The 18,590-nt window shown below is 52.1% G+C and carries 20 protein-coding genes; 17 read left to right on the top strand and 3 right to left on the bottom strand.

Features of this window, described 5'->3' with window-relative positions:
• Positions 1-71: 71 nt before the first annotated feature.
• The 10 genes from DG177_RS02850 to DG177_RS02805 all read left to right on the top strand — a co-directional run bounded on the left by DG177_RS02850 (position 72) and on the right by DG177_RS02805 (position 7,542).
• Positions 72-362 (top strand): hypothetical protein, encoded by a 291-nt coding sequence (locus tag DG177_RS02850; RefSeq protein WP_108810115.1) that lies wholly within the window; start codon positions 72-74, stop codon positions 360-362.
• The gene (gene trmD, locus DG177_RS02845) at positions 362-1,108 is read left to right on the top strand and encodes a tRNA (guanosine(37)-N1)-methyltransferase TrmD (protein ID WP_108810114.1); all 747 of its coding nucleotides are present in this window, start codon (positions 362-364) and stop codon (positions 1,106-1,108) included. Before DG177_RS02850 ends, trmD begins: the two co-directional genes overlap by 1 nt.
• Entirely contained in the window at positions 1,105-1,494 is a 390-nt protein-coding gene (gene rplS / locus DG177_RS02840; RefSeq protein ID WP_108810113.1) for a 50S ribosomal protein L19, read from the top strand. Before trmD ends, rplS begins: the two co-directional genes overlap by 4 nt.
• Before the next feature lie 84 nt (positions 1,495-1,578).
• Positions 1,579-2,604 (top strand): aspartate-semialdehyde dehydrogenase, encoded by a 1,026-nt coding sequence (locus DG177_RS02835; protein WP_108810112.1) that lies wholly within the window; start codon positions 1,579-1,581, stop codon positions 2,602-2,604.
• Positions 2,605-2,624: 20 nt separating this feature from the next.
• Positions 2,625-3,272 carry a DsbA family protein gene (locus DG177_RS02830; protein ID WP_108810111.1) on the top strand — a complete coding sequence of 216 codons (648 nt, stop codon included), beginning with the start codon at positions 2,625-2,627 and terminating at the stop codon, positions 3,270-3,272.
• A 183-nt stretch (positions 3,273-3,455) separates the two neighbouring features.
• Positions 3,456-3,905, top strand: coding sequence for a GFA family protein (locus DG177_RS02825; RefSeq protein WP_108810110.1), 450 nt, complete (start codon positions 3,456-3,458; stop codon positions 3,903-3,905).
• Positions 3,902-4,345, top strand: a complete 444-nt coding sequence (locus tag DG177_RS02820; RefSeq protein WP_108810109.1) for a GFA family protein — start codon at positions 3,902-3,904, stop codon at positions 4,343-4,345. Before DG177_RS02825 ends, DG177_RS02820 begins: the two co-directional genes overlap by 4 nt.
• Positions 4,346-4,347: 2 nt before the next feature.
• Positions 4,348-5,118, top strand: coding sequence for an alpha/beta fold hydrolase (locus DG177_RS02815; RefSeq protein WP_443216406.1), 771 nt, complete (start codon positions 4,348-4,350; stop codon positions 5,116-5,118).
• Positions 5,119-5,121: 3 nt separating this feature from the next.
• Entirely contained in the window at positions 5,122-5,649 is a 528-nt protein-coding gene (locus DG177_RS02810; RefSeq protein WP_108810107.1) for a hypothetical protein, read from the top strand.
• A 54-nt stretch (positions 5,650-5,703) separates the two neighbouring features.
• Complete coding sequence (locus tag DG177_RS02805) at positions 5,704-7,542, top strand: M2 family metallopeptidase (protein WP_108810106.1); 1,839 nt, start codon at positions 5,704-5,706, stop codon at positions 7,540-7,542.
• A 60-nt stretch (positions 7,543-7,602) separates the two neighbouring features.
• Here the strand turns inward: DG177_RS02805 and DG177_RS02800 are convergent, their stop codons facing one another.
• Positions 7,603-8,079 carry a redoxin family protein gene (locus DG177_RS02800; RefSeq protein ID WP_108810105.1) on the bottom strand — a complete coding sequence of 159 codons (477 nt, stop codon included), beginning with the start codon at positions 8,077-8,079 and terminating at the stop codon, positions 7,603-7,605.
• A gap of 114 nt (positions 8,080-8,193) precedes the next feature.
• Here DG177_RS02800 and DG177_RS02795 point away from each other — a divergent pair, with 114 nt between their 5' ends.
• The 3 genes from DG177_RS02795 (at position 8,194) to ahcY (ending at position 10,962) form a co-directional block, all read left to right on the top strand.
• Positions 8,194-8,790, top strand: coding sequence for a YqgE/AlgH family protein (locus DG177_RS02795; protein ID WP_337658462.1), 597 nt, complete (start codon positions 8,194-8,196; stop codon positions 8,788-8,790).
• Positions 8,791-8,928: 138 nt separating this feature from the next.
• Positions 8,929-9,426, top strand: a complete 498-nt coding sequence (locus DG177_RS02790; protein WP_108810103.1) for a hypothetical protein — start codon at positions 8,929-8,931, stop codon at positions 9,424-9,426.
• A 123-nt stretch (positions 9,427-9,549) separates the two neighbouring features.
• On the top strand, positions 9,550-10,962 hold the full coding sequence (gene ahcY / locus DG177_RS02785) for an adenosylhomocysteinase (RefSeq protein WP_108810102.1): 1,413 nt from the start codon (positions 9,550-9,552) through the stop codon (positions 10,960-10,962).
• 45 nt (positions 10,963-11,007) lie between these two features.
• Here ahcY and DG177_RS02780 read toward each other — a convergent pair whose 3' ends face one another.
• Both DG177_RS02780 and DG177_RS02775 read right to left on the bottom strand, forming a co-directional pair.
• Complete coding sequence (locus tag DG177_RS02780; protein WP_337658461.1) at positions 11,008-12,810, bottom strand: lytic transglycosylase domain-containing protein; 1,803 nt, start codon at positions 12,808-12,810, stop codon at positions 11,008-11,010.
• A complete protein-coding gene (locus DG177_RS02775) occupies positions 12,777-13,565 on the bottom strand; it encodes a uracil-DNA glycosylase family protein (RefSeq protein WP_108810100.1) in 789 nt (262 codons plus the stop codon). Before DG177_RS02775 ends, DG177_RS02780 begins: the two co-directional genes overlap by 34 nt.
• A gap of 128 nt (positions 13,566-13,693) precedes the next feature.
• On the opposite strand from DG177_RS02775, the gene DG177_RS02770 reads away from it, so the two are divergent.
• Genes DG177_RS02770 through DG177_RS02755 form a run of 4 tightly spaced genes read left to right on the top strand, consistent with a single transcriptional unit; the run spans position 13,694 to position 18,582 of the window.
• Positions 13,694-15,349 carry a 4Fe-4S dicluster domain-containing protein gene (locus DG177_RS02770; protein WP_108810099.1) on the top strand — a complete coding sequence of 552 codons (1,656 nt, stop codon included), beginning with the start codon at positions 13,694-13,696 and terminating at the stop codon, positions 15,347-15,349.
• A gap of 19 nt (positions 15,350-15,368) precedes the next feature.
• Positions 15,369-17,003, top strand: coding sequence for a tetratricopeptide repeat protein (locus tag DG177_RS02765; protein WP_337658460.1), 1,635 nt, complete (start codon positions 15,369-15,371; stop codon positions 17,001-17,003).
• Entirely contained in the window at positions 17,003-17,857 is an 855-nt protein-coding gene (locus DG177_RS02760; protein ID WP_108810097.1) for a 4-(cytidine 5'-diphospho)-2-C-methyl-D-erythritol kinase, read from the top strand. The genes DG177_RS02765 and DG177_RS02760 overlap by 1 nt, the downstream gene beginning before the upstream one ends.
• Positions 17,854-18,582 (top strand): N-formylglutamate amidohydrolase, encoded by a 729-nt coding sequence (locus tag DG177_RS02755; protein WP_108810096.1) that lies wholly within the window; start codon positions 17,854-17,856, stop codon positions 18,580-18,582. The genes DG177_RS02760 and DG177_RS02755 overlap by 4 nt, the downstream gene beginning before the upstream one ends.
• Positions 18,583-18,590: the final 8 nt, after the last annotated feature.

Genomic DNA, 18,590 nt, shown 5'->3' with positions numbered 1-18,590 from the left:
GACAATGTCCACTTCTTTGCTTTCGAGATACCGAGCACTAGGCTGACGGTTCAGGAACTGGAGGCCAGCAAATGGAATTGATCATTGCCTTAGCGCTGCTTTTCATATTGTCGATTTTCACGGCTTCTCTCGTTCAGCGCTTCTTCTCCACCAAATCGGGCCGAAGCCAGTGGCTCTTATCAGGCGGTTTGAATGTGGTCATGATAGCAACAGTGATTGCTGCTATTATCACGTTCCGGGAAACCAGCTTTCATACCGACATGGAGAGTAGTCTGTTAGTTGGCTTGGGTCTTATTTTGGTTCCCGTTGGTTTTATCCTCGGAGCGCTTATGTCCAAAAAAATGCAGAAACGGGGAAAGTGATGGCATTTGCCGCTCAAATCCTGACCCTTTACCCGGAAATGTTCCCTGGGCCGCTTGGCACTTCGCTAGCGGGCAGGGCGCTGGAAGAGGGCAAATGGTCGTGCAATCCCATCCAGATGCGCGACTTCGCTACCGACAAGCACAAATCTGTTGATGACACACCAGCGGGCGGCGGCGCTGGCATGGTATTGCGCGCTGACGTCATGGCGTCGGCGGTTGATCACGCACTGGAACAGCAACCGGATGCACCCGTACTTGCGATGACTCCACGCGGAAAGCCGCTGAAACAGGCGCGTGTGCGGGAAATTGCTTCGGGTCCCGGCGTCACCATTCTCTGCGGCCGTTTCGAGGGATTTGACGAGCGGATTTTCGACGCGCGGCCGATTGAAGAGGTCTCGATCGGGGATTATATCCTCTCTGGCGGAGAAATGGGTGCTTTAGTGCTTTTAGACGCTTGCATTCGCCTGCTTCCCGGGGTAATGGGCGCGTCTTCTAGCGGAGATGATGAAAGTTTCGAAACCGGACTTTTGGAATATCCGCAGTTTACCCGGCCTCAGAAATGGGAAGGGCGTATCATCCCTGAAGTCTTGCGATCGGGGGATCATGCGAAAATAGCTGCTTGGCGGAAACGAAAAGCAGAGGAAGATACACGGCTAAGGCGGCCCGATTTATGGGAGCATCACAGGGATGCTCCGGATCAGTCGCCCTCTGGTGCGCGAGGACAGAAAAAGGAAGATCGGTCATGAACCTGATCCAAACACTTGAGAAAGAAGCTGTAGAAGCATTTGCAGCCTCTAAAGAAATACCGGAATTTCGCGCTGGCGACACGCTGCGCATTGGTGTTCGCGTCGTTGAAGGCGAGCGCGTTCGTACCCAGAATTTTGAAGGTGTGTGCATTGCACGGACCAGCCGCGGCATGGGCTCCAGCTTCACCGTCAGAAAGATTTCTTTCGGCGAAGGCGTTGAGCGTGTGTTCCCGCTTTACTCACCGAATATCGAATCGATCACAGTGGTCCGCCGCGGTGTCGTTCGTCGTGCGAAACTTTACTATCTGCGCGGCCGCACAGGTAAACGGGCCCGTATTGCGGAACGCCGCGTGAACCAGCCAGCCAAAGGCGCTGAAGCAAAGTAAAGAAAGCTTCATAACAAATTCAGGCAGCCGGTTCTCCTCAAAAGGAAAACCGGCTGTTTTCATATTCAGCACAGGAAAAGTTTCATGGGTTACAAAGTTGCAGTTGTTGGTGCGACCGGGAATGTCGGGCGCGAAATGCTGACCATTCTCTCTGAGCGCGAATTCCCGATTGATGAGCTCGCTGCGGTGGCGTCTTCCCGGTCACAGGGAACAGAGATTGAGATTGGCGATACCGGCAAGATGCTCAAGGTCCAGAATATCGAGCATTTCGACTTTTCCGGTTGGGATATGGCGCTTTTCGCCGCCGGGTCGGGGCCGACCAAGGAATATGCGCCCAAGGCTGCTGCCGCTGGCTGTGTGGTGATCGACAATAGCTCGCTTTACCGGATGGATCCGGATGTGCCGCTAATCGTGCCCGAAGTGAACCCGGATGCGATTGAAGGCTACAAGGCGCGTAATATCATCGCCAACCCCAATTGCTCAACCGCGCAGATGGTTGTCGCGCTCAAGCCGCTTCATGACGCCGCGAAGATCAAGCGTGTTGTTGTGTCGACCTATCAATCCGTTTCCGGCGCCGGCAAAGGCGGCATGGATGAACTGTTCGAACAGTCACGCGCGATATTTGTCGGTGATCCAAAGGAAAACCAGGTCTTTACCAAGCAGATCGCGTTTAATGTGATCCCGCATATCGACATCTTCCTCGACGATGGTTCAACCAAGGAAGAGTGGAAAATGGTCGTCGAGACCAAGAAAATCCTCGATCCCAAGATCAAGCTGACCGCAACCTGCGTGCGAGTACCGGTTTTCGTTGGCCATAGCGAAGCGATTCATATCGAGTTCGAAAATGAACTCTCAGCCAAACAGGCTCAGGAAATTCTCCGCGAGGCACCGGGCATCATGCTGGTCGATAAGCGCGAGGACGAAGGTTATACCACGCCAGTCGAATGTGTAGGCGACAGCGCTACCTATATCAGCCGCGTGCGCGAAGACCCGACCGTGGACAATGGCCTGATCATCTGGTGCGTATCCGATAACCTGCGCAAGGGCGCGGCTCTCAATGCGGTGCAGATTGCGGAGTTGCTGGGACGCAAGCATTTGCAAAAAGGGTGAATTTCCCGCAGGAAGGATGCATGACTTTGCAAGCAGACGTATATTGGTCCTTCCGATCACCCTATAGCTATCTCGCAACCCGCCGCTATGTTGCACTGACGCAGAAATATGATCTCGCGATCAATCAGCGCTTTGTCTATCCGCTGGCGATCCGCGAACCTGATTTTTTCGAGAAGAACCATCCCAATTGGCTGGCCTATACTTTTCGTGATATTTTCCGCGTGGCCCAGTTTATGGATATTCCGATGGCACCGCCCAATCCCGATCCGATTGTGCAGGATATCGCGACCCGCAAGATTGCCGAAGAACAACCGCACATCTTTCTGCTCACGCGGATGGGGCAGGCGGCGGCGCGGCGCGGCAAGGGGCTGGAATTTGCGGATGAAGTATCCCGCCTAATCTGGGGCGGCGTGCAGGGCTGGAATGAAGGCGATCATCTGGAACAGGCGGCCGCGCGGGCCGGACTTGATCTGCCCGAGTTGAAAGCCGAGGCCGAGGCGCATTCCGAAGCTCTCGATAGTGAGATTGCTGCGAACCAGAACGCACTAGAAGCCGCAGGCCATTGGGGAGTGCCGACTTTGGTGTTCGACGGCGAGCCGTTTTTCGGACAGGACAGGATCGAACTGGCAGTCTGGCGGATGGAGCAAAAGGGCTTGGCCAAGCGCTGATATTTGCGCTTTCCTACATCATCAAAAGCGCTTAGCTTGAACAGATGGAAAAACGATCCTCTGTTGCCACTCGGTTCAACGAGCGCGATATTCACTTCAACCGAGTTTTGCACCCAATTCGCGTATCTTTTGTAGAATTTTCGGGATCATAATTTGGTCGAAACGAAAGGAGAGACTCTGGGAATGGAAGGGACACTGACTGGTGGCTGTCTCTGCGGCGAGGTTCGCTACGAGCTTAAACCCGGGTTTAGAATGCGGCCCTATGCTTGCCATTGTACGGACTGCCAGCGGCGGACCGGCAGTGCTTTCAGCCTACACATGGGTATTATGGCCAAAGATTTGAGTATCGAAGGTGCATTGAATGAAGGCATATTTGTACAGCCTAGTGGAGCGATCAGTACCATAGCCGGCTGCGCGAAATGTATGAGCCGCATTTATGCCGCTAACGATAAAAGAGCGGGTCTGGCAAGTATCCGCGTCGGGACGCTCGACAACAGCAAAAATGTCAGTCCCGCAGCGCATTTTTGGGTTTCGAGCAAGCAGCCGTGGATCGCCATTCCTGAAGGCGTACCAACTCTTGAAACGCAGCCACAGTCGAGCGAAGAGTGGCTGCAATTTGTTGGTCCTGAATGAGCGATAAACTTGTCGGAGGCTGCCAATGCGGCGCTGTGCGCTATTCCATCGGTGATGTGTTACCGCCTGCTTATGCCTGCCATTGTGGCGAATGCAAGAAGCAGAGTGCAAGCGCCTTTTCGATGTCCATTCCCTTGACCTATGATGCTTTAACGGTGACGGGCTTGCCTAAGGTTTTTGAAACCACTGCGCACAGTGGAAGGCGAAAATATAACTATTTCTGCGAGGATTGTGGAACCCGGCTATGGCATAGCGGGAACAATCCGCCGACGGCCATCACGCTTAAAGTCGGCACTTTGGATGGTTCGGCGGATATCGAACCGGTCGGCCATCTCTGGGTTTCCAAAAAACAGACCGGGATCACGCTGGATCCGAAAACAGACCAGCATCAAACTCAGCCAGATGATGTAATAGCCTGGCGCAATAACTTGGGACAATGATTGTGGATGTAAAGAGCTGGGATTTCTCGTCCTTTGACGGCGTGACACTGAAGATACATGAAGCGGGAAAGGGGCGCGCTGTCATTCTGCTCCACGGGCTTTTCTCCAACGCGGAAACCAACTGGATCAAGTTCGGCCATGCTCAACACCTGGCGGACGCGGGTTTCCGGGTGATCATGCCCGACCTGCGCGCGCATGGACAAAGCGAGGCTCCGCATGAAGCTGAAGCCTATCCGCAGGATGTGCTGATCAAGGACGCATTGGCGTTGATCGATTATCTCGATCTGCCGGATTATGATCTGGGCGGTTTTTCACTCGGGGCTCGAACGACCGCGAAATTGCTCACCAGTGAAATTACGCCTGGTAAAGCGATTCTTGCAGGCATGGGGCTCGAAGGTCTGGCAGGTTGGGATCGGCGTCAGGGGTTTTTTCTGAAAGCGATTGAGCTTCGCGATACCGCGAAACGGGGTGATCCGCACTGGATAGCAATCCAGTTCATGAAAAGCCAGAAAGTCGATACGGTCGCCGCAGGGCACTTGTTAAAGGCATTCTCGGATATGCAGCCGGACGCCATAGAGACAATCACGACACCGACGCTAGTGCTTTGCGGATCAGAGGATCGCGACAATGGCGACCCTGAGGCGCTGGCTGATTTATTGCCGCATGGGCATCATGTCGCAGTACCGGGCACGCATATGAGCAGCGTAACAAAGCCGGAAATGGCGCAAGAGATGTTGCGGTTTTTGAGCACGGATCAATTAGGGAGTGAATGAACGATGCCGGGATATATAAATTGGCGCAATTTCTGGATTTTCTGGCTGGGCGGCATTGCTGTGTTCCTCGTTGTCGTGGTGACCGGTGGTCCGTTAATCACAGATACAGCCCCTGCCGGAATATTGGATCATCAAAGCGCGGCGACGGCCGAGCGGGTTGATGCCATTCAGCTGAGCTGGGCAGAGGCAGGAAAGATGGACCATGCCAAATGGTCAATGATTGGTGATCTTGTGTTCATCGGTCTTTATACCATTGGCGGGATATTGGGCGGGCGACTGGTCTGGCAGGAGGCGCAATCTCCATCCCTTAAGAAGCTGGGCCTGTTCATGGTGCTCACCTATTTTCTGTTCGGGCTGTTCGACTATGTCGAGACGCTGAGTCAGATCACACAATTATTGCAGGCCAAGGGAAGCGATACCCTTGCCAGCATCGCCGCTTTTGCACGGCCGCCCAAAATCGCGACATGGATCATCGGAACCGTCGGCATGATTGTGGCGCTGATCTGGCGACACCGCGAACGACGCGCTTGACGATTTCGTAAGAAAGTTTCAATTCATACCAAAATAAAACACAGAGGATTAGCCATGAAAACTGCCGCTTCGATCATTGCCCTGGCCGCTATTGCCGTCAGCGCGCCCGTCCATGCAAAACATCACGAAGAAGGCGGGATGAAGGACAAAGCCAATCCAACCGCCGATGATGCGAAGAAATTCGTTGAGGAAACCGAGAAAAAGATGTTTGATTTCTCGGTCGACGCGGGCCGGATTTACTGGATTAACGCAACCTATATCACTGAGGATACAGATGCCTTGGCGGCTAAGGTCGGTGCTGAGGGAACGACCATGTCGGTTCAGGCCGCGATCGATGCTGCGAAATATAACGATGTTCAGGGTCTTGATGCAGTGACCACCCGCAAACTCAACAAGCTGCGCGGCGGTATTGTGCTTCCTGCCCCAACCACCGACGGCGCTGCAACGGAACTGAACACAATCGCGACCAAGCTGAACTCCGCCTATGGTAAGGGTAAGGGGACCTTGAACGGCAAGGAAATTAACGGTTCCGATATCGAAGCCGCGATGGGCACCAATCGCAATCCGGATGAGCTATCCGAAATGTGGGCAAGCTGGCACAGCAATGTCGGCGCGCCGATGAAGGATGACTATGCCCGCATGGTTGAGATCGCCAATGAAGGAGCAAAAGAGCTCGGCTTTGCCGATGTCGGTGCGATGTGGCGCTCCGGCTATGACATGCCGGCTGATGATTTTGCCAAGTTGACCGACAAGCTGTGGAGTCAGGTGAAGCCGCTTTATGACGAACTACATTGTTATACGCGGGACAAGCTCAACGCGAAATATGGCGATGATGTTCAAGCGAAAACCGGACCAATCCGCGCAGATCTGCTTGGTAATATGTGGGCGCAGGAATGGGGTAATATCTATGAAATCGTCGCTCCAGAGGGGGCAGGTGACATTGGTTTCGATACCACGGAATTGCTTACATCTAAGGGCTATGACGCGATGAAAATGGTCAAAGCAGGTGAGGGGTTCTTCTCATCCCTTGGTTTTGATCCGCTGCCTGACACCTTCTATACAAGGTCCCAATTTACCAAGCCAGCAGACCGCGACGTGGTATGCCATGCAAGCGCTTGGGATATCGACAATGTTGAGGATATCCGGATCAAAATGTGTATCAAGGTCAATGGCGATGATTTTGTCACTATCCATCATGAACTGGGTCACAACTATTATCAACGCGCTTATAACAAGCAGAGTTATCTGCATCTCGACGGTGCCAATGACGGTTTCCATGAAGCCATTGGTGACATGATCGCGCTATCGATCACACCGGAATATCTGGTGCAGGTCGGCTTGCTGGATGCGGACAAGGTGCCGAGCGCGGATAAGGATGTGGGCCTGCTCTTGCGTCAGGCGATGGACAAGGTCGCATTCCTTCCCTTTGGATTATTGGTCGACAAATGGCGTTGGCAGGTTTTCTCCGGTGACATAAAGCCCGCAGAATATACGCAGGCATGGCATGACCTGAAACGGCGATATCAAGGCATTACGCCGCCGGTTGATCGTCCAGCAGACGCGTTCGATCCGGGCGCGAAATATCATATTCCAGGTAACACGCCTTATTCGCGCTATTTCTTGGCGCGCATCCTGCAGTTCCAATTCTACAAAGCGGCTTGCGATGCCGCCGGTTGGAAAGGACCGCTGCACCGCTGCTCTTTCTATGGCAACGAGGAAGTGGGTGCGAAGCTCAACGCAATGCTGGAACTCGGCGCATCAAAGCCTTGGCCAGACGCTTTGGAAGCCTTTACCGGCACCCGTGAAATGGATGGCTCCGCAATGATCAGCTATTTTGAACCGCTGATGGATTGGCTGAAAGAAGAGAATAAAGGCAAATCCTGCGGATGGTAGACATAAAAAACCGGCGGGAAATCTGTGCTCCCGCCGGTTTTTTCAATAATGTGAGTCGCGTTAAAGCTGGTCGAGCATGTAGTCTGCAGCACTGACTCTAAAGTCACCCGGTGCTTCGACATTCAATTCTTCAACCACGCCGTCATTGACGATCATGGAGAAGCGCTGACCACGGGTACCCAGACCAAAGCCGGAACCGTCCATCTCAAGGCCAACGGCTTTGGCAAAATCGCCATTGCCATCGGCAAGCATGGTGACGTCTTCCGATCCCGCATCCTTGTTCCAGGCGCCAAGAACGAACGCATCATTGACCGCGGTACAGGCAATTTCATCGACGCCTTTGGCTTTCAGTTCAGCGGCTTTTTCAACATAACCCGGCAGATGCTTGGCCGAACAGGTTGGCGTATAAGCACCGGGAACAGAGAATAATGCGACTTTTTTGCCTGCGAAATAATCGGAGGAGCTGACCTGCTCCGGGCCATTTTCGGTTGCTTTGACCAAGTTTACTTCTGGAATTTTGTCGCCTTTGTTGATCATATTATCGTTCCTTTTATGTTTCGGCAGAGAGTCTGCGAGTCCTATCCATTTGTGGTGACAGCATCATGAAATTGCAAGCAGTGGAATGATAATGCTCCGTTTATCGAATTTACCATGGGCAGAACATCGCAAGTGACTTATGCTGTGACTATGGAAGATGCTGTTTATTTCTCCGGCCAGTTTCTGCTGGCAACGCCGGGTATGGCTGATCCGCGATTTTCTCGATCGATCATCGCTATCTGTTCTCATGATGAACATGGTGCGCTCGGGATAAATATTGGCGAGATATCGACCGATATCAGCTTTCATGGGATATTGGAGCAGTTTGACATTGAACCCGACGAGCTCGACGATCGTAACGTCTTTGTTGGCGGACCTGTTGAGGTGCATCGCGGTTTCATTCTTCACAGCCTCGATTTCAACCTTTCAGACACTTTGCAAGTCGGCGATCGCTGGGGATTGAGTAGCTCACTCGATATTTTGGGCGCCATCGCTAAGGATCGTGGTCCAAAAAAATGGATCGCCGCGCTGGGTTATTCTGGTTGGGGAGCAGGGCAACTGGAGCATGAATTGACCCAGAATGGATGGTCGGTCACTCCGGGGGAAGCGGAATGGCTTTACGAGACCCGTGCGAAAGACAAGTGGGAAATGGCCTGGCAGTCTCAGGGAATCGATCCCAATAAGCTATCCGGGCAGTTTGGGAGCGCGTGAAAATCCGGCGCAGATGATGTTTATCCAGTGAAATTCGTTACTTGGATGCTGAATATCGCTTAACCAATGCCTTTAGAAATTCTCTAAGCCAGAAAGAACAGATTTGTAGTCCTCAATGGGAATAGGGGATTATGGGGAATGTCTAAATTAAAGAAGCTGATGCTGGTCGGCATAATCGGAAGCGTAACATTGGCAGGATCGGCGCAAGCGGCTTGCTGGGCGCCGGCAGCGGTAGATGCCGCTCATGTTCGGGATTTGCAGTCTCGTTTAATGGTTGCCGCGCTGCGTTGTGCGAAATCGGAGCATGACGTCTTGCCACATTATAATCGCTTCGTGCGCGACAAAAAGCCGCTTTTGAAACTTGGTAACGGAATATTACGCGGACATTTCGCCCAAGGACGGAACAAGAGACAGGCGATCAAGCATTATGATCGCTATGCTGTGTCCCTGGCCAATAAATATGGTGCCGGCTCCGGTGATTTGTCCGAATGCAAGGCGATGAAAGACCTGGCAAATTCAGCAGCAGATACCGACAGCAATATTACATCGCTGGTCAATATCTCGCAATTTCATGGTTTGACACCGAACCTGCCAGGCGGACGCTGTGGGATTATTATAGCATCGACCGAAAATTGATAACTAAATTACAAATATAAAGACATCTTTATATTTGCTTCCAAAGCCGCATGAAGCTAAGGAATGATGAAACTGCCGCCCGGGATTTCCGGTGCGGCAATTCGTCTTTCAAGGAGAATGATTGTGGCTACCGCAGCAGATACAGCGAACCAGGACTATGTGATCAAGGATATTTCTCTCGCCGATTTCGGACGTAAGGAAATTGAGATTGCCGAAACTGAAATGCCGGGCCTGATGGCTCTGCGTGAGGAATTTGGTGCCGAGCAACCTTTGAAAGGTGCCCGGATTACCGGTTCACTGCACATGACCATTCAAACCGCGGTGTTGATTGAAACGCTTCTGGCTCTCGGCGCGACGGTTCGTTGGGCTTCTTGCAACATCTATTCAACACAGGATCATGCGGCCGCTGCAATTGCTGCTGGCGGAACACCTGTATTTGCCATCAAAGGCGAAACCCTCGAAGAATATTGGTCTTATGTAGAGCGTATCTTCGACTGGGGACCTGAAGAAACCTGCAATCTGATTCTCGATGACGGCGGCGACGCAACCATGTTCGCACTTTGGGGCGCGCGTGTTGAAGCTGGTGAAGAGCTGTTCACGCCAGACAATGAAGAAGAAGAAGTCTTCATTGCTACACTGAAACGTTTTCTGGCTGAGCGCCCGGGTTATCTCACAAAAACAGTCGAGACCATCAAAGGCGTTTCGGAAGAAACCACCACCGGTGTTCACCGCCTCTATGATCTTGCCAAGCAGGGCAAATTGCCTTTCCCGGCGATCAACGTGAATGACAGTGTGACGAAATCGAAATTCGATAACCTTTACGGCTGTAAAGAGTCGCTCGTCGATGCCGTTCGCCGTGCCACTGACGTTATGCTGGCCGGTAAAGTCGCCTGTGTCGCCGGCTTTGGCGATGTTGGTAAAGGTTCTGCTGACTCGCTCCGCAATGGCGGTGCGCGGGTCATCGTGACCGAAGTCGATCCTATCTGTGCTCTGCAGGCTTCGATGGAAGGCTATGAAGTTGTCACCATGGAAGAAGCAACCAAACGCGCTGATATCTTTGTGACTGCAACCGGCAACAAAGACGTTATCACCGTCGACCATATGCGTGACATGAAAGACCGTGCGATTGTTTGCAATATCGGCCACTTCGACAGCGAAATTCAGATTGCTGGCCTGCAGAACATGAAATGGAACGAAATCAAGCCGCAGGTCGATGAAGTTGAATTTCCTGATGGCAAGAAGCTCATCATTCTGGCGCAAGGACGTTTGGTCAACCTGGGTTGTGCAACCGGTCACCCGAGCTTCGTGATGTCAGCCAGCTTTACGAACCAGGTCATGGCCCAGATCGAACTGTGGCTGCGCCCTGAGCAGTATAAGAATGACGTATACGTCCTGCCCAAGCATCTCGATGAGAAAGTGGCTGAGCTGCACCTCGCGAAATTGGGCGTGCAGTTGACGAAATTGTCTCAGGAACAGGCCGAGTATATCGGTGTGACACCAGAAGGCCCGTTCAAGCCTGATCACTATCGTTACTAATAGAATACCGGATGGGCCTGTTGGCTCATCCGGATTTTTCCAAGCTTAGCGGGCGGTAAAGCGGGTTTTGTTTTTGCCCGGTTTTTTGGGGAAGCTAGGCCATTTGTTCTGGGCCATGCTGCGCAGGCTTGCTGAATCGATGCCCGCTTGCTTTTCATACATCCAATAGTTCCGCATGATGATCGAAACATAGCCGCGTGTTTCGACGTAGGGAATGCTCTCCATGTATAGTAGCGGATCGCCATTATCCCGAATTTCATTGTTCCAGCGCTGAACTGAACCGGGGCCAGCATTATAGGCCGCAGCGACCTTCGGCAGTTTGCCGCCGGTGATCGAGGATTCGCTCAGATATTCGAGATAGGATTGCCCATATTCAAGATTGGTTGATGGCTTGAACAGCTGGGTTTTCTCAAATCTTTTTCCATTGGCGCGTGCGATATCGCCAGCGGTTCCGGGACGCACTTGCATCAGACCGATCGCATTAGCTGGACTTACAGCTTTGCTACGAAAGGCTGATTCCTGCAGAGTATGTGCATAGACCAAGGCAGGATCCACGCGCCACCCGCCATCGGGTTTCCATTTCGGTGCAGGAAAACGCGATTGAGCATCAGGTTTAAACCCGCGAGGCGCGTGATGCGCCAGCCACAATTGTGTCCGCGGCAAGTTCAATTCACGCGCGAGTTTCAGCAGAGCAGCATGGTCGCTGGAATTGCCGATCCGGGCCTGATGCCGCAATACTTCGTCGGCAAGACCTTCTTCACCGATTTCGACTAGAGCAATGGCTGATTTGACATTGTCATGCCGTTTCAATGCTTTCCAATCACCTTTCGCAAAACCGGCACTGGATTTTGACTTTGCAATATCCATGCCCAAGGTTTGTGCTGAAAGAAGGCCATAAAAGCTGTCACTACGCTTGGCCGCGGTTTGTAGCTTGCCTTGCGCTTTTTGCGGCTGACCACAAACAATATCAGAGCGTGCCCCCCAATAAAGGCCAGCAGCCTGCAAGTCCGAATTGGCCGCACGACGGCCCACGTTATCAAAGGCCGCGCTGGCTGTTTGGCAGTCATTTAGCCGCCACGAGGAAAGTCCTGCGACCCAATCAGCATGAACCACCCAAGGACCACTGCCTTTTTGAGCTTTTTGCGCCATGCGCTGTGCAGAACTGTCATCATTTTCGATATAATAGGACCATGCAATCCGCTGTTCGAGTTCGGTGCGGGCTTCAGATGACAAGATGTCATTTGCTTCAAAAAGAAGGGCTTCCGCTGATTGCGGGCTGTCATTCTTGATGAAGGCCAGGATACGACCGCGAATGGCATTTGCCGCGCTGTCTGACTTTATGGCATTCGGCTTTTTGCGGATCGGTAGTCCTGGAACATAAGAAAGGCTGCGACGTTGCGGCAAATCGGGAAGCAGTTGCGCGCCGCGTTTCTTTGCCAGTCGTCCGAGCTGAGCAGCTTGCGGAATATGGGGGGCTTCACCGACGAGGACAAGCAATGGCCCCAGTTCGGCGCGAGGAGAATTGGCCGCTAGAAAATATTCAGCTTTTGCAATGGATTTCAATGGCCCGTTTGGCGCATTGTCGATCAGATTTTTAGCGGTATCCCATTGGTTACCGCCCATCGCTTTAAAAAGTGCCCGGTAATGTTCTGACTGTTTGCGCTTCAATTGCGAAGGAATATCCTTTGCTACAGAAGAGCTTTTGAACAAAACCGCCCCACCATCCTGCGCTATCACAGGAGAGAGTGGAAGAGATACGAGAGCAGATGTGAGGGCAATTTTCAATGTTGCCGGAAACTGTTTTTTCACTACGCCTAAATCCTTGTCAGCAATTGCAAATCTTTCCACGCCTCCGCCTTGAATTCCGGTCTTTCGACTAAAATCCGCGGATGAAAGGTCGCGATCGCCTCTGTTTTGGATGAAATATGGTTAACAAATTGTTTATTTTTACGCGCCGCAAGCAAATTTTCGTTGAAAAACAGCTGAGAGGGCGTGTCACCAAAGAATATGATTCTCTTTGGTTGGACCAGTTCGATCTGATGAGTCATCCTTTTCGTGAGCAGATCATGATATTCGGGATCAATCCGGCCATCATAGGACCGCGCCAGCGAGATGGATGCGGAATAGGTATTTTGCGAATCGCAGCCGATTGCTTTCAACATGTTGGCCAATAATGCGGCACTTTTTTCGGAATAGAGAGAATTTTGCGCCAAACCGCTTTGCTCCGGCATTCCGACAATGGTCATTATTTCTGGCTCAATCACGCCGGCGGGTAGAACAAGACTGCTCGACCATTGGGTCTCAACCAGATTTTCCGGCATTGATAACAAGGCAAGGAACTTGTCGTGATTTTCGGGGTAATCTGTATTGAAATTCCGGCGTTCAGTGGCATTGATTGTGGGCTGCGGCTTGCTTTCCGTAGGGGCAGCCTTGTCGACTGGTATTGGTTCGCTAGGCTTCGCTGCTGGTGCCGTCTCTGCAAGAAGCGACGCTGGATTGCTGTTATAGTGCAAGTCAACACCCGCTAGGCTCCACCAGTCGCGAAGGCTTTCTATCTGCCGCGAAGACGTGTTTTCAGGATGTGCAGGTGCAGAAAAATTCATCTATGCATAGAGTCATGAGTTGACGAGTTGGTCAATTGGCGGGCAAGCATGTTTCTGTCCAAAGGGTTGCAGTTTGCGGTAGGACGAATGTAAGAAATTATTATCGAGTTGAATACAGGAAAAATGCGATGAGTGAACGAGAATCTATGCCTTATGACGTGGTCATTGTTGGTGGCGGGCCAGCAGGACTAAGCGCGGCTATCCGATTCAAACAATTGGCAGACGAAGCCGGCAAAGATCTCTCCGTGTGTATTCTGGAAAAAGGCTCGGAAATTGGCGCGCATATATTATCGGGCGCGGTTGTGGATCCCAAAGCACTTGATGAACTTTTGCCCAACTGGCGTGAAGAAGACTGTCCCATGGCGGCGGTTCCCGTCACCGACAATCAACACTGGGTGCTGACCAAGAATAAGAAATATTCAATTCCTCACATCATGACGCCGCCGTTCATGCATAATAAGGGAACCTATACCGGTTCTCTTGGAAATCTATGCCGCTGGTTGGGTGAGCGTGCCGAGAATATGGGAGTTGAAATCTTTCCAGGCTTTGCCGCTGCTGAAATTCTTTACAATGATGATGGCTCGGTCAAAGGTGTTGCAACCGGTGATATGGGCGTGGCGCGCGATGGCAGCCACAAGCCTGATTATCAGCCGGGTCTCGAACTTCATGCAAAATATACTTTCTTTGCAGAGGGTGTGCGCGGACACCTCACAAAGATACTTAAAGAGAAATTTGCGTTGGAGAAAGACAGCGAACCACAGATCTATGGTCTGGGGATCAAGGAACTTTGGGATATCGAGCCTGAAAAGCATGTCCCTGGAAGAGTCATTCATAGTCAGGGCTGGCCGCTTACTTCGGGTGCCAATGGTGGCGGATTTCTCTATCATCAGGCTGACAATCAAGTGGCGCTCGGTTTCGTCACCTGGCTTAACTATGAGAACCCTTATTTGTCGCCATTTGAAGAAATGCAGCGGTGGAAACAACATCCCGAAATCCGCAAGATTCTGGAAGGCGGCAAGCGTATTTCCTATGGCGCTCGTGCCATCAACGATGGCGGGTTCCAATCCGTGCCCAAACTGTTTTTCCCAGGCGGCGCTCTGATCGGTTGTTCCGCCGGTTTTGTGAATGTTCCGCGGATCAAGGGAACGCATACCGCCATGAAAACCGGTATGATGGCGGCTGAGGCGGCATTTGAAGCCATTGTGGCGGATCGGCAGAGCGATGAATTGGCCGCTTATGGCACCGCATATGAAAATAGCTGGGTTCGCGAAGAGCTGCGCGTGGTTCGTAACGTGCTGCCAGCAGCTGAAAAATATGGCGACTTCCTGGGGTCGATCATTGCCGGTATCAATATGTGGGCGGAAAATTTCAAAATCAAAATGCCGTTCACAATGAAGCATCATCCGGATCATACGCGCCTGAAGCGGGCAGAACATTGTGAACCCATTGAATATCCGAAACCCGATGGTGTTATCAGCTTTGATCGACTGTCTTCGGTGTTCCTGTCCAATACCAATCATGAGGAAGATCAACCGGTTCACCTGCAACTCAAAGATGCAGCCATGCCGGTGGATGTTAACTTGCCGGTATTTGCAGGCCCATCTCAGCGTTATTGTCCGGCAGGAGTTTATGAGTTTGTCGAGGATGAAGACGGCAATCCGAAATTCCAGATCAATGCGCAAAATTGCGTCCATTGCAAAACTTGTGATATCAAAGACCCGAACCAGAATATTAACTGGGTTGTCCCGGAAGGTGGTGGAGGTCCCAATTACCCCAATATGTAAGATAGGTTTCGGCGGCGTTTTGATCGCCGTTCTGGTCAGCAGTCCGGCATTTGCCAAGCGCAGTGATGGTACCAATGCGCTGAACCGGTATGTCGAAGCGAGACTGACGGAATCGTCGGATAGGCCTGCCGCTGCTGCCATTTATGCTGAATCGCTAAAGGAACAGCCCGATAATCTGCTGCTGGCCAGCAAGGCCTATGTAAAGGCCATTGAAGTTGGGGATTTTGATCTCGCGATCAAGGCCGTTCGCACACTAGATTTGCGCGGTCAGGTCGATGCTGAAATGCCTTTGTTGCTGTTCGCCGATGCGTTTGCGCGAGATGATTTCAAGGCTGCGGGACAGGCCACTGTTGAGCTGGAAGCGCTCGGGAATTTCGGTTTTTTGTCACCTCTGCTCAATGCGTGGCTCGCCACGGCGGCAGGACAAAGTCCGCTGGCCGATCTTGCAGTAGCAAAGAAAGACAGCACCGCTTCCTATTATCATCAGGAACAGCTGATATTGCATGCATTAGCGCGTGGCCATGACGCCGATGTCATGCAGTTAATTGATGCTCTGGTCGATCAGAATGAAGTGCGTATGGCGCCTATTCGGATAATCGCTGCTCGGCACTTTCTTGCTAAGAAAGACGAAGAACAGGCGCTGAAGATACTGGATCGCGAGCGTACGGGTCCTGAAGCAAAGATGGTGCGCGATATTCAAGCCGGCAATGCTCGAAAACTGGCGCAAAAGGTTGATGCGCAGGTCGGCGCAGGTTTCCTGCTGCAAAGAATGGCATCGGATTTAGGATCCCAACGCGCCTATTTTCTTGGTCTAGTCGGTGCACAAGCCGCTGCGCGTGTTTTCCCTGACAGCGATTATGGGCATCTAATCCTCGGTGAGGCCTATGGAAACAGCCAGAATAACGCTGCTGCGCGCAAGAAGCTGAAATACATCACGCGGGATAGCGTATATGCGTTGCTTGCGATCAGCAGAGAGATTGCAGGATATGTCGATGATGAAGACTATGATGCCGCCAAGATCAGATTGAACGACGTAATAGAAAAGGACCCGGAAGCACCTGAATTGCGGATATTGTCGGGACAGCTTTTGCAAGTCAGCGGAGACAATGAAGCGGCTGCTGAGTCTTTTAAACACGCTATTGCGCTAGCGGAAAAACGCAATTTTTCGAGCGATTTGCTGGCCAGTTACTGGCTTTCGCTGGGCAGCGCGCAAGAACAGGCCGGGCTTTGGCCTGCAGGTCTGGAATCCCTCGAAAAAGCGAATGAATTGCAGCCTAATTCGGCGACAATTTTGAACTATCTGGGCTATGCACAGCTGGAGCGCCGTGAAAATACCGAATTTGCGATTGAGGCGATCAGGAAGGCGCATAAGATGCGCTCGTCTTCACCGGCGATCACGGATTCGCTCGGATGGGCCTATTTTATTACGGGCGAGCATGAAAAGGCCGTTGGATATCTGGAGCGGGCGCGGGCAGGGGAACCACAGGACCCGACTATCAATGAGCATCTTGGGGATGCCTATTGGACGGTTGGCCGCAAATATGAAGCGCGCTATGCTTGGAAATCGGCAAAATTATTTGCCGATGCAGAAGACATGAAGCGGCTTGCCGAAAAAATCGATCTGGGACTGCAAGCGGACCTTGTTTCGCCCTGATGGCAGCAAAAGATTTGAAATCGGCGGATAGCGAAGTTGCCTGCGCGAAGATAAATCTTGCGCTGCATGTCCGGCGAAAACTACCCAATGGTTATCATGAGCTGGAAACGGTTTTTGCCTTTGTCGATTGCGGTGATGTCGTCTCCGTAAAGCCGGGGAAGGGGATTAGTCTTTCGATAATCGGACCCTGTGCAGAAGGTTTGAGCAATACCGATAATCTGGTGCTGGATGCGGCAAGGCTGCTGGCATCACATTCCGATCAAGCAAGTGGCGCCGATATCATCCTGGACAAGCGTCTGCCGGTCGCGTCCGGCATTGGCGGTGGTTCCGCTGATGCTGCGGCAACCCTGCGTTTGCTTAATCGCTTCTGGAATACCGAGTTATCGATATCACAATTGGCCGCCCTGTCAGAGCCGCTCGGAGCCGATGTTCCCGCATGTGTTCTCAGCGAGACCTGCGTCGGAAAAGGCATCGGACAGCATCTGCTGCCCATCGAAAACAGAGCGCTGAAAAGCCATCATGCATTGCTAATAAATCCCCGCATTCCCGTCTCGACCGCAGCGGTCTTCGCGGATTGGGATGGCATTGATCGTGGTGCGCTTCAGGGGGGGGATGTCAAGGATATGGCTTTATTCGGCCGCAACGACTTGCAAGAACCGGCAGAACGGCTTGCTCCGCTCATCGGTGATATTTTGATCGAGCTGGACCAAACTGATCCGATTGTGGCGCGAATGTCAGGATCCGGTGCGACCTGTTTCGCGCTTTATGAAACAGCAGAAGAGGCCGCCGCGGCCGAGCAAGATGTCAAGCTGGCCATGCCAGATGCTTGGACCATGATTGGGGGATTGAAATGACAGATGCTTTCGAAATTCTTGGCATTCCGCAAGACCGGGGCGTGCTGATCGTGGTTGATCATGCCTCCAATCATGTGCCGTCCGATATCGAACTTGGCATCGCTCCTGAATTGCTGGAGCAGCATATTGCCTATGATATCGGAGTAGCCAATATTGCCCGCTATATGTCCGAGTCACGCGGTTATCTTGCGATATTGGGGACTGTTTCACGCCTGGTTGTGGATCTTAATCGCTTTTCCGATGAACCCGGAGTGATCCCGCAGCAAAGTGACGGCGTGGTGTTAACCGGTAATGCCATCACTGGTATACAGAGGGACGCGCGCCTTGATCGATTTTTTCATCCCTATCATGGGAGGGTTGCGGAATTGATCCAAGATATGGATCCCGCGCTGGTACTGTTTCTGCACAGTTTCACGCCGCAATTGCGGACAAACGGGGCGGAGGAGAAAAGGCCGTGGGAGATCGGCGTATTGTATAATGAATATGAAACCGCTTCGCGTCTGGCAATCCAGCACCTTGAACAAGAGGATTTGGTGGTTGGCGATCAGCAGCCCTATTCCGGCAAAGACCTTCATGCGACGATGAAAAGTCAGGCGGAGGATATCGGTAAAGCCTATACTGAAATCGAAATCCGACAGGATCTGGTTACGGACGAAACCGGTCAGCGCCGTTTTGCCGAAATAGTGTTACGAATGTGTGAGAAAATACGAACAGGGCTTGCGTGAAGGCCACA

This window comes from Sphingorhabdus sp. Alg231-15 (genome assembly GCF_900149705.1).
In the GTDB taxonomy this organism is placed as follows: domain Bacteria; phylum Pseudomonadota; class Alphaproteobacteria; order Sphingomonadales; family Sphingomonadaceae; genus Parasphingorhabdus.
Note: the sequence above shows the minus strand (reverse complement) of the source record. Positions and strands in the feature narration are given on the sequence as shown.

Excerpts from the sequence above, each read along its gene's own strand:
- DG177_RS02850 (WP_108810115.1), top strand. The coding sequence starts at position 72 with ATGGAATTGATCATTGCCTTAGCGCTGCTTTTCATATTGTCGATTTTC.
- trmD (WP_108810114.1), top strand. The coding sequence starts at position 362 with ATGGCATTTGCCGCTCAAATCCTGACCCTTTACCCGGAAATGTTCCCT.
- rplS (WP_108810113.1), top strand. The coding sequence starts at position 1,105 with ATGAACCTGATCCAAACACTTGAGAAAGAAGCTGTAGAAGCATTTGCA.
- DG177_RS02835 (WP_108810112.1), top strand. The coding sequence starts at position 1,579 with ATGGGTTACAAAGTTGCAGTTGTTGGTGCGACCGGGAATGTCGGGCGC.
- DG177_RS02830 (WP_108810111.1), top strand. The coding sequence starts at position 2,625 with ATGACTTTGCAAGCAGACGTATATTGGTCCTTCCGATCACCCTATAGC.
- DG177_RS02825 (WP_108810110.1), top strand. The coding sequence starts at position 3,456 with ATGGAAGGGACACTGACTGGTGGCTGTCTCTGCGGCGAGGTTCGCTAC.
- DG177_RS02820 (WP_108810109.1), top strand. The coding sequence starts at position 3,902 with ATGAGCGATAAACTTGTCGGAGGCTGCCAATGCGGCGCTGTGCGCTAT.
- DG177_RS02810 (WP_108810107.1), top strand. The coding sequence starts at position 5,122 with ATGCCGGGATATATAAATTGGCGCAATTTCTGGATTTTCTGGCTGGGC.
- DG177_RS02805 (WP_108810106.1), top strand. The coding sequence starts at position 5,704 with ATGAAAACTGCCGCTTCGATCATTGCCCTGGCCGCTATTGCCGTCAGC.
- DG177_RS02800 (WP_108810105.1), bottom strand. The coding sequence starts at position 8,079 with ATGATCAACAAAGGCGACAAAATTCCAGAAGTAAACTTGGTCAAAGCA.
- DG177_RS02795 (WP_337658462.1), top strand. The coding sequence starts at position 8,194 with ATGGGCAGAACATCGCAAGTGACTTATGCTGTGACTATGGAAGATGCT.
- DG177_RS02790 (WP_108810103.1), top strand. The coding sequence starts at position 8,929 with ATGTCTAAATTAAAGAAGCTGATGCTGGTCGGCATAATCGGAAGCGTA.
- DG177_RS02775 (WP_108810100.1), bottom strand. The coding sequence starts at position 13,565 with ATGAATTTTTCTGCACCTGCACATCCTGAAAACACGTCTTCGCGGCAG.
- DG177_RS02770 (WP_108810099.1), top strand. The coding sequence starts at position 13,694 with ATGAGTGAACGAGAATCTATGCCTTATGACGTGGTCATTGTTGGTGGC.
- DG177_RS02760 (WP_108810097.1), top strand. The coding sequence starts at position 17,003 with ATGGCAGCAAAAGATTTGAAATCGGCGGATAGCGAAGTTGCCTGCGCG.
- DG177_RS02755 (WP_108810096.1), top strand. The coding sequence starts at position 17,854 with ATGACAGATGCTTTCGAAATTCTTGGCATTCCGCAAGACCGGGGCGTG.